Raw genomic sequence first — 13635 nt, 5'->3', positions numbered from 1 at the left:
AGGTCATGCTGATCGCGGGTGTGTTGTGCCTGATCGCCGCCGTGGTGGCCCTGGTGATCGGCCTGCGGCACCTGCTGGCCCCGTCCGGTGACGCCGCCGCCGTGCAGCGCGCGCTGGCCCCGACTGAGCTGGCCGCCGCCGTCATGCTGCTGGCCGGCGGTATCGCCGCCGTCACCCGCGCGCCGTCGGCGGGCCTGGTGCTGGGGATCTGCGTCGTCGGTGCATTCGCCACCGTCGCGGCCGGCGCCTGGCGAGTGGTGCGGGTGGCCGCCGCCGAGCAGGCGATCGCCGATCGGGCCTCGACCACCAAGGAGGACTCGTGCGCCGGGTCCTGCGCGGGGTGCGACAAGCTCTGCGGGTAGTCGCCCGCAACCGATAGGGCGCTAGTTCCGGCTGACGTCGATGGGATGGGTGGCCAGCAGCGCCAACGGCATGGGCTGGCGGCGCAGCACCCGCGACCACAGGTCAACCCGCGGTTCGACCAGGACATCGGTGGGCAGCGCCGACAGCACGATCCAGTCGTCGCGCTCGATCTCGCCCTCCAGCTGACCGATGGTCCAGCCGGAGTAGCCGGCGAAGATCCGAGCGGCCTCGACATAGGGTGCGACGGCCTCGGGATCGGCATCCAGATCGACCATGGCGATGCGCCCCTGCACGGGCCGCAGTCCCGGTACCCCGTTGGCGTCGGCCCCGGGTCTCAGCGTGGCCAGGCACAGCGCCGAGTCGCGCTTGACCGGGCCGCCGATGAACATGGTCTTCGGTTTGGCGACCAGCCCGGCCCACTGCGGCAACACGTTGTAAACGGCGGTCTCGCTGGACCGGTTCAACACCACGCCGAGGGTGCCGCCGTCGTTGTGCTCGACGACGTAGATCACGCTGCGCCGGAAGGTCGGCTCCATCAGGTCGGTGTTCGCCAACAGCAGCGTCCCGGCACGCACCCGCTGCGCCGCGGGCGCGACGAAGTCCTCGGGGTCTTCCGGCTGGGCCATCTGTCCATAATGGCACCCGGGCCCACGGCTCGCGGCGGTCCGCGCACCCGGAATTAATTTGTAAGGTGAACCCCGCGGCCCGGACCGCCCGTTGGCAACCCCGCCCAACCGGACTCCCGGCAAGGAAGTGGTGCTGTGGTCGACGCCCGAGCGGTTGTCCGGCTCTGGCGTTCGGTGCGGGTCCTGCCCGACTTCCGCCGACTGCTCGGCCTGCGCATCGCCAGCCAGTTCGGCGAGGGTCTGTTCCAGGCCGGGCTGGCCGGCGCCCTGCTGTTCAACCCCGAGCGGGCGGCGTCGCCGTGGGCGATCGCCGGCGCGTTCGCGGTGCTGTATCTGCCCTACTCGCTGCTGGGGCCGTTCGCCGGGGCGCTGCTGGACCGGTGGGACCGGCGCCTGGTGCTCGTCGCGGCGAACGCCGGGCGCCTGGTCATGCTGGTCGGGGTGGGTGTGCTGCTGGCCACCCGGTCCAGCGACCTCGTCGTGCTCTGCGGGGCCCTGCTGATCAACGGCCTGGGCCGGTTCGTCGCCTCCGGTCTGTCCGCGGCCATCCCGCACGTCGTCGCGCGTGAGCAGGTGGTGTCGATGAACTCGGTGGCGACGGCCGCCGGCGCTGTGGCGACCTTCCTGGGCGCCATCGCCATGCTGCTTCCGCGGCACCTCTTCGGTGCCGACGACACCGGAGCGTCGACGGTCATCTTCTCCACCACCGTGCCGATCGGCATCGCGCTGCTGCTGGCGCTGCGCTTCGCACCCCGGGCGCTGGGCCCCGACGACTCCGCCCGGACCGTGCACGGCTCGGTGTTCTACACGGTGGCCAGCGGCCTCTGGTACGGCGTGCGGACCGCCGCGGCCATCCCCAGCGTGCGGGCCACGCTGACCGGGCTGGCCGCGCACCGGATGGCCTTCGGCATCAATACGCTGCTGGTGCTGATGCTGGTCCGGCACGCGGGTGATTCGACGGTCGCCGTCGCCGGTTTCGGTGCCGCGGTGCTGTTCGTCGCGGTCACCGGCACCGGCTCCTTTCTCGCCACCGTGGCGACGCCGACGCTCATCCGGCGCTGGGGCCGCTACCGCACCGCCAACACCGCGCTCGGCGTCGCCGTCGTCGTCGAACTGGCGGGGTTCGGGCTGGCACCGGCGGTGCTGATGGCGTGCGGCTTCTTCCTGGGCGCGGCCGGTCAGGTGGTCAAGCTCAGCGCCGACATCGCCATGCAGCTCGACGTCGACGACGCCCTGCGCGGACACGTCTTCGCTGTGCAGGATTCGCTGTTCTGGACGGCGTTCGTCGTCGCGGTGACCGCGTCGGCGGCGTTCATGCCGGCCGACGGGCACGCGCCCGGGCTGATCGTCGCCGCCGCGGCGATCTATCTGGCCGGGCTGGCCGGACACGCCCTGTCCGCGCCACGCACCCGCTGACGCGGGTCGCTGCGGGCCGCGGAATATGCTCGGCGGATGTCGGACATCGCGGGCATCGTCGCCGACCTGAGCGCCGAGAGCGACGACCTCGACGCACTGGTCGCTTTCCTGTCACCGCAGCGCTGGGCCGAGCCGACGCCGGCCCCCGGCTGGACGATCGCGCATCAGATCGCGCACCTGCTGTGGACCGATCGCGTCGCCCTGGTCGCCGCCACCGATCCCGACGGCTTCGCCGCCATCGTGGCGCAGGCGTGGCAGAACCCGACGGGTTTCGTCGACGCGGGCGCCGAGGAACTGGCTGCGCTGCCGCCGCAGGAGATCCTGGCGGAATGGCGGAGCGCGCGCGGGGCTCTGCACGAGGCGCTGGTGCAGGTTCCCGACGGGCAGAAGATTCCGTGGTTCGGGCCGTCGATGAGTGCGGCGTCGATGGCGACGGCGCGGCTGATGGAGACCTGGGCGCACGGGCTCGACGTCGCCGATGCTCTCGGGGTGCAGCGGGAGGCGACGCCGCGGCTTCGCTCGGTCGCACATCTGGGGGTGCGCACCCGCGACTACGCGTACGCGGTCAACAACCTGACCCCGCCGTCGGAACCGTTCTACGTCGAGCTGGCCGGTCCGGACGACGCGGTGTGGGCCTGGGGCGACCCTGCCGCCGCACAACGGGTGACGGGCTCGGCGGCGGATTTCTGTGCGCTGGTGACCCAGCGTCGGCCGCTGGCGGAATTGGACCTGCGGGCCGTGGGGCCCGACGCACAGCAGTGGCTGGGTATCGCCCAGGCCTTCGCGGGGCCACCCGGCGAGGGGCGGTGAGCGCGAAGCGCGAGGCGCCTCCGAGCCGTAGCAACCTGAGCGAGGGCCGATGAGCGCGAAGCGCGAGGCGGCGACGGTTGTCGTCGTCGGAGCGGGGCTGTCCGGTCTGACCGCAGCCCGTGAACTACACCGCAACGGTGTCGCGGTCCTCGTGCTGGAGGCCGCCGACCGTGTAGGCGGTCGTGCGATGCGCGAAACCACCGCGCTGGGTTCGCAGGTAGATCTCGGCGGCCAGTGGATCGGCCACGACCATCACCGGCTGATGGCACTGGCCACCGAGCTCGGCCTCACCCGGTTCCCCATGCACACCCAGCCGCTGCCGACCATCCTCGACGGAGGCGGTCGGCTACGGACCGTCGGTCCCACCATGTTGGTGACCGGCGTGGTTCTGGCCACCGTCGAAGCCGCCACTCGGTTCCCGACCCCGATTCGATGGAACGATGTGTCGGTTCAATCGTGGCTGCGCGGCGTGCCCGGAACCGCGCGGCGACTGCTGGACGTCCTCGCCACCATCTCCTGGACCGCCGACCTCGACCGGATGTCCCTCTACGCGGCGATCTCCATGCTGCGCGGACAGGGCGGCCTGCGGACCGCTCTGGCAACCCGGGGCGGAGCCCAGGACTCGTTGCTCGTCGAGGCGATCGGCGCAATCCCCGAGGCGTTGGCGGCCGACCTCGGTCACCGGGTCCGGCTGGGGCAGCCGGTCACGTCGATCACCCGCGCTCCCGGCGGGGTGACCGTCCGGACGCCGTCGGCGGAGATCCACGCCGAGAAGATCGTCGTGACGGTGCCGCCGCCGATGGCGGCGCGTATCGACTACCAACCACCCCTGCCGGCCGAACGGACGGAGATCCAGCAGAACACCTACATGGGGTCGGTCTACAAGGCGATCGCGGTGTATCCGCGGCCGTTCTGGCGGGAGCGCCACGGCGCGGAATTCATCGTGCTGGAGCGACCGGGGCGGGCGGTGTTCGACAGCAGTCCACCCGACGGCCCCGGTCACCTGTGCATTCTGGTGGGCGGACCGGAGGCACGCGAACTCGACGGCCTGTCTGCCGACGCGCGCCGGGAGGTTCTACTCGGCGCGCTGGTCCCCTATCTCGGGGCCGACATCCTCGATCCGGCGGGCTGGCACGAGAAGTCCTGGCACCTCGATGAATTCGCCGGCGGCGGGTACATGTCGCTGCCGGTACCGGGCTCCCGGGCCGGGTGTCTCCCCGTCGCTTCGGCTCCTGTCGACGACATCCACTGGGCTGGCACCGAAACGGCGACCGAGCACCCGGGGTATCTGGAGGGCGCCATCCAGTCCGGCCTCCGGGTGGCCGCCGAAATCATCGAAGCCCTCGGCAGCGGTGATGCCAAGCCGGAGGGGTCCCGGACCGGCGAGTCCTGAACCCGGGAACCTCAGCTCACCGGGCCGGCGAAGTCGGCCGTCCCGTCACCGTCGACGTCGACGAACTTGAGATCCCAGCGCCCGTCGCCGTCGGTGTCGAGGAAGCCGAACGCGGAGCCGTCCTCAGCGGTCCCAGCGATCCGATCGGCCAGCCCGTCGCCGTCGTCGTCGAACAGCCGCTCCCCCGCGCGTCCGTCGCCGTCGACGTCGACCGGCCCGACGTCCTCGTGGCTGGAACCGTCGAGCCCGGTCCAGCGCAACGGTGAACCGCGCACGACGGGTTCGGCGGCCAGCGCCCAGGTGCCGGATCCGTCGTCGGTGCACCATCGCGGCGCCGATCCGTCCACGTCGTAGCCGGCGTGGTCGGCCAGCCCGTCACCGTCGAGATCGAGCAGCACATCGTCGCGCAGTCCGTCGCCGTCCAGATCGAGCCCGACGGCGTCGAGGATCCCGTCGCCGTTGGTGTCGATGTCCGGCGCGGCGTCGAAGATCGCGGCCGTACCGTCGTCGGATCCCAGGCAGTAGTCCATACCAGGTTCAGACGCGGCGGAACCCCGTGCGGTTCCGCATGTTTCACGGGAAACAACGAACGGGTCACGAAAGCAGCGGTCAGGTCACGATTCGGTGGTGTTCCACCAGGCCAGCAGCGCGGCCCGGGCCTCGTCGGGATCCAGGGGACCGCGTTCCATCCGTAGTTCCTTCAGGTAGCGCCAGGCGCGGCCCACCTCGGGGCCGGCCTCGATGCCCAGCAGCGCCATGATCTCGTTGCCGTCCAGGTCCGGGCGCACCCGGTCCAGGTCCTCGCGGGCGGCCAGCTCCGCGATCCGGTGTTCCAGCTCGTCGTAGGTGGCCTGCAGGCGCGCGGCCCGGCGCTTGTTGCGCGTCGTGCAGTCCGCGCGGACCAGCTTGTGCAGTCGGGCCAGCAGCGGTCCGGCGTCGGTGACGTAGCGGCGCACCGCGGAGTCGGTCCACCGGCCGTCGCCGTAGCCGTGGAAGCGCAGGTGCAGATACACCAGCTGCGACACGTCGTCGACGACCTGTTTGGGGTACTTCAGCGCGCGCATCCGCTTGCGGGTCATCTTGGCGCCGACCACCTCGTGGTGGTGGAAGCTGACCCCGCCGCCGGGCTCGTGCCGGCGGGTGACCGGCTTGCCGATGTCGTGCAGCAGCGCCGCCCAGCGCAGCACCAGATCCGGGCCGTCGGGCCCCTCCAGATCGATGGCCTGGCGCAACACGGTCAGCGAATGCTGGTAGACGTCCTTGTGCTGGTGATGCTCATCGATGGCCATCCGCATCGCACCCACCTCGGGCAGGATCTGCTCACCCAGCCCGGTACTGACGATCACCTCGATGCCGGCCACCGGGTCCGCGCCCAGCAGCAGCTTGTCGAGCTCCGCCGAGATCCGCTCGGCGGTGATCCGGGAGATCTCCGGCGCCATCTCCTCGATCGCCGTGCGCACCCTGGGCGACGCGGTGAACCCGAGCTGCGAGACGAAGCGTGCCGCCCGCAGCATCCGCAGCGGATCGTCGCCGAAGGACACCTCCGGTGAGGCCGGGGTGTCCAACACCCGGTTGCGCAGTGCGCCCAGCCCGTCGAGCGGATCGACGAACTCGCCCGGCCCGGCGCCGGTGATCCGCACGGCCATGGCGTTGGCGGTGAAGTCCCGCCGGACCAGGTCCCCGGCCAGGGTGTCGCCGAAGGACACCTGGGGGTTGCGGGTCACTCGGTCGTAGCTGTCGGCCCGGTAGGTGGTGATCTCGATCTGCTGGCCGCCGCGAGCGGCACCGACGGTGCCGAAGGCGATGCCGGTGTCCCACTGCGCCTCGGCCCAGCCGCGCAGCAGCTGCTGGACGGTCTCCGGGCGGGCGTCGGTGGTGAAGTCCAGGTCGGTGCCCAGCCGGCCCATCAGCGCGTCGCGCACACTGCCACCGACCAGATACAGCTGGTGCCCGGCCGCGTCGAAGCGGCCGCCGAGTTCCGCCAGCAGTTCGCGGTGGGTGTTCAGCGCGACCAGCGCGCGCGCCAGCAGCGTCGCGTCGGCTTCCGCGGGTGCGCTGTTCTCGGCGTCGGACACGGTCGATCAGCCTAGTTCGCCGGGTCCGGCGACCCCACTTCCGGCGGTGAATTCTCCGATATCCTCGATCGTGCCGGCGGTTCGGCGACGGGAGGCGCTGTGGAATACGTGTTGTTCGCACTGGTGCTGGCGATCATCGTCGGCATCATCGTCGTCCGGCGCCGCCGCCGCGATCCCAACGACCCGAACGCCGACCTCCCCCCGTGCTGCCGGTCCTGATATCGGGTTGACGGCAAGCCGGTAACGGCTCCCGCACGAGGCCACTGCCGCCGATAACCCACATCGCTGACCGCTAATATCGCTTGGGTGTCCGACGGTGAGCAGGCCAAACCGCGGCGACGCCGCGGCCGTCGCCGTGGCCGCCGTCCCGCTGGGTCCCCGGCCCCGGCCGCCGAACAGACCTCGGCGGCACCCGCACCCTCGGCCGAGCCCGCCACCCCCAACGCGCCCGTGACCCCGGGCGCCGGTCCCGCCGGCCGCCGCCGGCCGCGTTCCCGTCGCCGCAGCCCCGACCGGATGCGGACCGTCCACGAGACCTCCGCCGGAGGCCTGGTCATCGACGGTCTGGACGGCCCGCCGGAGGGCCAGCTGGCCGCGCTGATCGGCCGGGTGGACCGCCGCGGCCGGATGCTGTGGTCCTTGCCCAAGGGACATATCGAGCAGGGTGAGACCGCCGAGCAGACGGCCATTCGCGAGGTCGCCGAGGAAACCGGCATCGAGGGCAAGGTGCTGGCCTCCCTGGGCAGCATCGACTACTGGTTCGTCGCCGAGGACCGCCGGGTGCACAAGACCGTGCACCACTACCTGATGCAGTTCGCCGGCGGTGAGTTGTCCGACAGCGACCGAGAGGTCGCGCAGGTGGCCTGGGTGCCGTTGACCGAACTCGGGTCCCGGCTCGCCTACGCCGACGAACGCCGGCTGGCCAAGGTGGCCGACGAACTGATCACCCTGCTGCAATCCGACGGCCCGGCGGCCCTGCCTCCGCTGCCGCGCAGCACCCCGCGGCGCCGGCCGCAAACGCATTCCCGCAGCCGTAACCACCGGCCCGACGACTCCACCCGGGGCCGGACCAACGGTTACGGACCTCCGCAGTGAACCCCGCCCGCCGAACCCGCGTGCTGCGGATCCTGCTCACCCTCGCGCTGGTGCTGTTGCCGGCGGTGGTCGTCGGCCCCGCCGAAGCGCACAATGACGAGACCTCCTTTCTCATCATCGAGCTGGACCGGGTCACCCCCGACATCGTGACGGTCACCGGTGACGCCGACGTCGTGGTGGACGCCACCATCACCAACGTCGGTGACCGGCCGGTGCGCGACGTGGTCGCACGCCTGGAGCGCGCGGCCCCGATCAGTGCGTCCGCGGAACTGCGCACCACCTTCGGCGACGCGGCGACCTCCGCGTACTCGGCGGTCGGGCCGTTCGTCGACGTCGCCGCCGAGATGCAGCCGGGTCAGCGCACCGCGGTGACGTTCCGCTACCCGCTGCGCGCCGCTCCCCCGTCGCTCGACGTGGAGAACCCGGGCGTGTATCCGCTGCTGGTCAATGTCAACGGCACCCCCGACTACGGCGCCCCCGCGCGGCTGGCCGACGCCCGCTTTCTACTCCCGGTGATCGGCGTGCCGTCGCCCGCCCCGGCAGTACTCGACGGCGAAGCCGCCGCACCCGTGCCGCCGATCCCACCGGACACCTCCGCACCGGTGCCTCTGACCATGCTGTGGCCGCTGGCCGACCGGCCGCGGCTGGCCCCGGGTATCCCCGGTGGCACCACCCCCCGGCTCATCGACGACGACCTGGCCACCGAGCTGGCCCCCGGCGGGCGGCTGGACGTCCTGGTGTCCGCGGCCGAGGCCGCCACCGCGCCACCCGCGGACCCCGACGGCCAGCTGGGCCGTTCGCTGTGCCTGGCGATCGACCCGGACCTGCTCATCACGGTGAACGCCATGACCGGGGACTACGTCGTCACCGATTCCCCCGACGGCCGAGGCGCGAGCCGACCGGGCACCGGGCAGGCCGCGGCGGCCGGCTGGCTGGAACGGTTGCGCGCCCTGGCGTCGCACCTGTGCGTGGTCGCCCTGCCGTTCGGCCAGGCCGATCTGGCGGCCGTCCAGCGGGTAGGCGAACAGCGGTTGGCGACCCAGGTCACCACCGGATCGGCCGATCTCGTCGACCGGCTGCTCGGTGTCAGCTCGCTGCGTGAGGCAACCATCTTCGGCGACGCCCCACTGAACCCCGATGCCGTCGCGCTGCTCGGAAGCGGGCCGGCGACGGTCGCGATCGCCCCGGCCGAGGCGGGGGCGGTGGACGCCGCCACCGGCGGCCCGGCCACCGCCGACGTCCGCCCGGCCCGAGTCGCCCCGCGGGTGACCCTGGCCCGATTCGACCCCGCCGTCGCCGCCACGCTGGGTGCGGTCGGGACTCCCGTCACCCCCAGCTATCTCGACCCCAGCATGGCGCTGCCGGCAACCGGGTCCGCGACGGGTCGGCGCCTGGACGCGATGGGCGCGCTGCTGTGGCGCAGCCTGGACCGCACCGTCACGCCGCGCACCGAGATCGTGGTGCCGCCACCCACCTGGGGGGTGGGGCCCGACGACGCCCCCGCGCTGCTGCGGGCGCTGGCCGCCGCCCTGTCCTCGGGCATCGCGGTGCCCCGGCCGCTGTCCAGCGTGGTCGCCGAGACCGCCGGCCTGCCGCCGCAGCCGGAGGCCGAGGTCGAACCGGGTACCCCGGCCGGCCGGTTCGACGACGACGTCACCGCCACCATCGCCGACCAGGACGCCCGGTTGTGGAATCTGACGTCGGCGCTGGGCACCGATCCGCAGTCCGGCCTCACCGGCCTGTCCTATACCGCACCGCTGCGGGAGGACTGGCCTCGCGCATTGAGTCAATCCCGTCCCGACGCCGAGCGCAACGACGCCGCCCGCGCGTCGCTGGGGGTGGTCGGCGCCACCATCGACGACCTGCAGCACGGGGTGACCATCGTCAATCCCGGCGAGTCCTACACCCTGGCCACCGAACGCAGCCCGCTGCCGCTGGTGCTGCGCAACGATCTTGCGGTGCCGGTCCGCGTGCGGCTGCTCGTCGAGGGCCCACCCGGGATGAAGGTCACCGACCTGGGTGAACTCGAGGTCCCCCCGGGCGGTTTTCGGCCGATCCAGGTGCCCATCGAGGTGCACTTCACCCAGCGGTTCGCGGTGGACGTCTCCCTGCAGACCCCCGGCGGGCTGCCGCTGGGCGAACCGGTCCGGTTGTCTTTGCACTCCAACGCCTACGGCAAGGTGCTGTTCTTCATCACGCTGATCGCCGGTGTCACCCTGGCCATCCTGACCGGCCGCCGGCTCTGGCACCGCTTCCACGGACAACCCGACCGCGCGGATCTGGTTCCGCCGGAACCCCATCTGCCCGACCGCGACCGGCCCGACCCCGACGGCGACCCACCGCCGCCCCCGCACACCGACCCAGCCCGCGGCCCGGTCCGGCGCAGCCGGCGACGGCGCCCGAACACCGCCGCCGCTCCCGAGGACGACGCATGACGCCGCAACCACGAACCCCCGACTCCGGGCCGATCACGCAGCGGCGCGAACTGTCCGACGCCGCGGTGGTATCCCGCTCGTGGGGCATGGCTTTCGCCACCCTGATCAGCCGCATCACCGGGTTCATCCGGATCGTGCTGCTGGCCGCGATCCTCGGCGCCGCCCTCTCCAGTGCCTTCACCGTCGCCAACCAGTTGCCGAATCTGGTTGCCGCCCTGGTCTTGGAGGCCACCTTCACCGCGATCTTCGTGCCGGTGCTGGCCCGCGCCGAACGCGACGATCCCGACGGCGGCGCCGCCTTCATCCGCCGCCTGGTGACCATCGCCACAACGCTGCTCGCGGTGGCAACCATCGCGTCGGTGGCCGCCGCACCGCTGCTGGTCGAGATGATGCTGGGCCGCGACCCGCAGGTGAACGAGCCTCTCACCACCGCGTTCGCGTATCTGCTTCTGCCGCAGGTGATCTTCTACGGGTTGTCCTCGGTGTACATGGCAATCCTGAACAACCGCAACATCTTCGGTCCGCCCGCCTGGGCGCCGGTGGTCAACAATCTCGTCGCGATCCTGACCCTGGTGCTGTATCTGGTGGTCCCGGGCGAACTTTCCGTCGACCCCGTCCGGATGGGCAACACCAAGCTGCTGGTCCTCGGCATCGGCACCACCCTCGGTGTGGTCGCCCAGACCGCGGTGCTGCTGGTGGCGATCCGCCGGCAACGGATCAGCCTGCGTCCGCTGTGGGGCATCGACGACCGCCTGAAGAGATTCGGGGCGATGGCCGCCGCAATGGTGCTCTACGTGCTGATCAGCCAGTTCGGCCTGGTCATCGGGAACCAGATCGCCAGCACCGCAGCCGCTTCCGGCCCAGCCATCTACAACTACACATGGCTGGTCCTGATGTTGCCGTTCGGCATGATCGGCGTCACCGTGCTGACCGTCGTGATGCCGCGGTTGAGTCGCAACGCCGCCTCCGACAACGCCGACGGCGTGCTGGCCGACCTGTCGCTGGCCACCCGGCTGCAGATGATCACCCTGATCCCGATCGTCGCGTTCATGACGGTCGCCGGACCGGCGATCGGCTCGGCGCTGTTCGCCTACGGCAAGTTCGGCGGCGTCGACGCGAACTACCTCGGGGTGGCGATCACACTGTCCGCGTTCACCCTGATCCCGTATTCGATGGTGCTGCTGCAGTTGCGGGTGTTCTACGCCCGCGAACAGCCCTGGATCCCGATCCTGATCATCGTCGTCATCACCGCCGTCAAGATCGTCGGGTCGCTGCTGGCTCCGCTGGCCACCGACAACCCGGACCTGGTCGCCGGGTTCCTCGGTGCGGCCAACGGACTGGGGTTCGTGGCCGGGGCGATTCTCGGGCACCTGCTGCTACGCCGCGCGCTGCGCCCGGCGCACGGCCGGCTCTATGGCCGGCAGGTGATGCGCACCGTGTGGGTCACCGTCGGTGCCTCGGTGCTGGCCGGTCTTGTCGGCTACGCGCTGGATCGGGTGACCGGGCTGTCCGCGCTGACCGAACACGGCGGCGGCATGGGCTCGTTGCTGAGGCTGATGGTGCTGGGCGTGGTGATGCTCCCCGTGGTGATCGCGGTCCTGGTGTTCGCCGGGGTTCCCGAGGCACAGGCGGCCCGCGCGCTACTTGCCCGCCGCCTCGGGCGCGGGGCCGCAGCGACCGCGCCCGAACCCGTCGTCGCCTCGCTGAGCGGCGCCGAGTCCGCGTCCTCCCGCGACACACTGTCGTATTCTGACCGCAACCATCCACCCGGACCCGAACAGCCGTCTGCACCGACGGCCGCCGCGGAACCTGGGGCGGCGAAAGGAACCGTGGTGACCGACACTCCTTCGGTTGGTTCTGGGTCTGCTGACCCACAGGCGACCGACCGGGCGTCCGCCGATCCGCAGCCGCCGGTGCCCGAGGAGACCCACCAACTGGCCGGCACCACCGTCGGAAACGGCCGGTACCGGCTGTTGACCTTCCACGGCGGCCCGGCGCCGCTGCAGTTCTGGCAGGCCGTCGACACAGCGCTGGAACGCCCCGTCGCACTGACCCTGATCGACCCCGAACACACCCTGGCCGCCGGTGAACTGCAGGACATCCTCGCGCGCACCCAGCGACTGGGCCGGATCACCGGGTCCGGCATCGCCCGGATCCTCGACGTCACCGAGACCGACGAGGGCGGACTGGTGGTGTCGGAGTGGATCCGCGGCGGCTCGCTGGCCGAGGTCGCCGCCACCGCACCGTCACCGTTCGGCGGGGCGCGCGCCATCCAGGCCCTTGCCGCCGCTGCCGACTCCGCGCACAAGGCCGGCGTCGCGCTATCCATCGATCACCCCGCCCGACTCCGGGTCAGCATCGAAGGCGATGTGGCGCTGGCGTTTCCGGCAACCCTGCCCGGCGCCACCCCGGAGGATGACATCCGCGGGACCGGTGCCGCCCTGTATGCCCTGCTGATCGACCGTTGGCCGCTACCGGAAACCGGCGCCCCGAGCGGACTGCTGCCTGCGGACACCGATGCCGCGGGTGAGCCGATCGAACCGCGGTTGGTCAACCGGTCCATCCCGTTCCAGATCTCAGCCGCGGCGGTACGCGCCGCCCAGCAGTCCGGCGGTATCCGGACCGCGCCGACGATGCTGAACCTGCTGCAGCAGGCGACCGCCATCGCCGACCGCACCCAGGTGCTCAACTCGGTCGCCCCGGCCGCCGACGAACCGCCGCGGCCCTCGGCGCCCGCGGCTGCCCCCGAGGCCGGCCCGGCGGTGCCCGAGGAGGTGCGGCAGCGGCGGCGGCAGATCGTACTGATCGGTGGGGCCATCGGCGTCACCGTGCTGCTGGTGGCGCTGCTGTCGCTGTTCTTCTGGCTCCGGTCCATCCTGGGTGACGTCTACGGCGGCACCGGCAACGACGCCCTGTTCACCAACGCCCCCTCGCTGTCGCAATCAGCGAAGCCGAACGCACCTACCGGCGCGGTGGTCAAACCCGTTAGGGCAACCGTGTTTTCGCCCGAGGGCGAAGCGGATATGCCCGGCGACGCCGACAAGGCGATCGACGGCAACCCCAACTCCGCGTGGTCGACCGACACCTACACCGATTCGACACCGTTCCCGAACTTCAAGAACGGTGTCGGCCTGCTGCTGCAACTGCCGTCGCCGACGCGGGTGGGCACGGTGACGGTGACGGTCCCGAGCACCGGGACCGCGGTGCAGGTCCGGTCCGCGCCGAACTCGCATCCGGGCACCCTGGACGACACCACCGCGCTGACGCAGCCGGTGACTCTCAAGCCGGGCAAGAACGTGATTCAGGTCGATGCCTCCGCGCCTACCTCAGATCTGCTGCTGTGGATTTCGACGATGGGCACCACTGCCGGGAAGAACCGGACCGAGGTCTCCGAGATCGTGGTGAACGCGGCCGGCTGAGCT

At 71.5% G+C, this 13635-nt stretch carries 10 protein-coding genes; 7 read left to right on the top strand and 3 right to left on the bottom strand.

Annotated features, from left to right (window positions below):
• Positions 1-5: 5 nt before the first annotated feature.
• Positions 6-362 (top strand): hypothetical protein, encoded by a 357-nt coding sequence (locus G6N16_RS02770; protein ID WP_083030163.1) that lies wholly within the window; start codon positions 6-8, stop codon positions 360-362.
• Positions 363-383: 21 nt separating this feature from the next.
• Here the strand turns inward: G6N16_RS02770 and G6N16_RS02765 are convergent, their stop codons facing one another.
• Entirely contained in the window at positions 384-989 is a 606-nt protein-coding gene (locus tag G6N16_RS02765; RefSeq protein ID WP_083030164.1) for a YqgE/AlgH family protein, read from the bottom strand.
• Between the two features lie 135 nt (positions 990-1124).
• Between G6N16_RS02765 and G6N16_RS02760 the strand changes: the two genes are divergently transcribed.
• Genes G6N16_RS02760 through G6N16_RS02750 form a run of 3 tightly spaced genes read left to right on the top strand, consistent with a single transcriptional unit; the run spans position 1125 to position 4608 of the window.
• Positions 1125-2405, top strand: a complete 1281-nt coding sequence (locus tag G6N16_RS02760) for an MFS transporter (RefSeq protein ID WP_083030165.1) — start codon at positions 1125-1127, stop codon at positions 2403-2405.
• Between the two features lie 36 nt (positions 2406-2441).
• Complete coding sequence (locus tag G6N16_RS02755; RefSeq protein WP_083030166.1) at positions 2442-3215, top strand: TIGR03084 family metal-binding protein; 774 nt, start codon at positions 2442-2444, stop codon at positions 3213-3215.
• 49 nt (positions 3216-3264) lie between these two features.
• Positions 3265-4608, top strand: coding sequence for a flavin monoamine oxidase family protein (locus G6N16_RS02750; protein WP_083030167.1), 1344 nt, complete (start codon positions 3265-3267; stop codon positions 4606-4608).
• A gap of 11 nt (positions 4609-4619) precedes the next feature.
• On the opposite strand, the gene G6N16_RS02745 is transcribed toward G6N16_RS02750, so the two are convergent.
• Both G6N16_RS02745 and G6N16_RS02740 read right to left on the bottom strand, forming a co-directional pair.
• A complete protein-coding gene (locus G6N16_RS02745) occupies positions 4620-5138 on the bottom strand; it encodes a pullulanase (protein WP_083030168.1) in 519 nt (172 codons plus the stop codon).
• Between the two features lie 84 nt (positions 5139-5222).
• Positions 5223-6683, bottom strand: a complete 1461-nt coding sequence (locus tag G6N16_RS02740) for a CCA tRNA nucleotidyltransferase (RefSeq protein WP_083030169.1) — start codon at positions 6681-6683, stop codon at positions 5223-5225.
• A gap of 306 nt (positions 6684-6989) precedes the next feature.
• On the opposite strand from G6N16_RS02740, the gene G6N16_RS02735 reads away from it, so the two are divergent.
• From G6N16_RS02735 to murJ, 3 genes are read left to right on the top strand one after another with little or no spacing between them, the layout of a single operon-like run.
• Entirely contained in the window at positions 6990-7778 is a 789-nt protein-coding gene (locus G6N16_RS02735) for an NUDIX hydrolase (protein WP_179961173.1), read from the top strand.
• Positions 7775-10213 (top strand): DUF6049 family protein, encoded by a 2439-nt coding sequence (locus G6N16_RS02730; RefSeq protein WP_179961172.1) that lies wholly within the window; start codon positions 7775-7777, stop codon positions 10211-10213. The genes G6N16_RS02735 and G6N16_RS02730 overlap by 4 nt, the downstream gene beginning before the upstream one ends.
• On the top strand, positions 10210-13632 hold the full coding sequence (gene murJ, locus G6N16_RS02725; RefSeq protein ID WP_083030171.1) for a murein biosynthesis integral membrane protein MurJ: 3423 nt from the start codon (positions 10210-10212) through the stop codon (positions 13630-13632). The genes G6N16_RS02730 and murJ overlap by 4 nt, the downstream gene beginning before the upstream one ends.
• Positions 13633-13635 lie beyond the last annotated feature (3 nt).

The organism is Mycolicibacterium insubricum (assembly GCF_010731615.1).
Taxonomy (GTDB): Bacteria; Actinomycetota; Actinomycetes; order Mycobacteriales; family Mycobacteriaceae; genus Mycobacterium; species Mycobacterium insubricum.
This window is presented reverse-complemented; position numbering and strand designations above follow the sequence as displayed.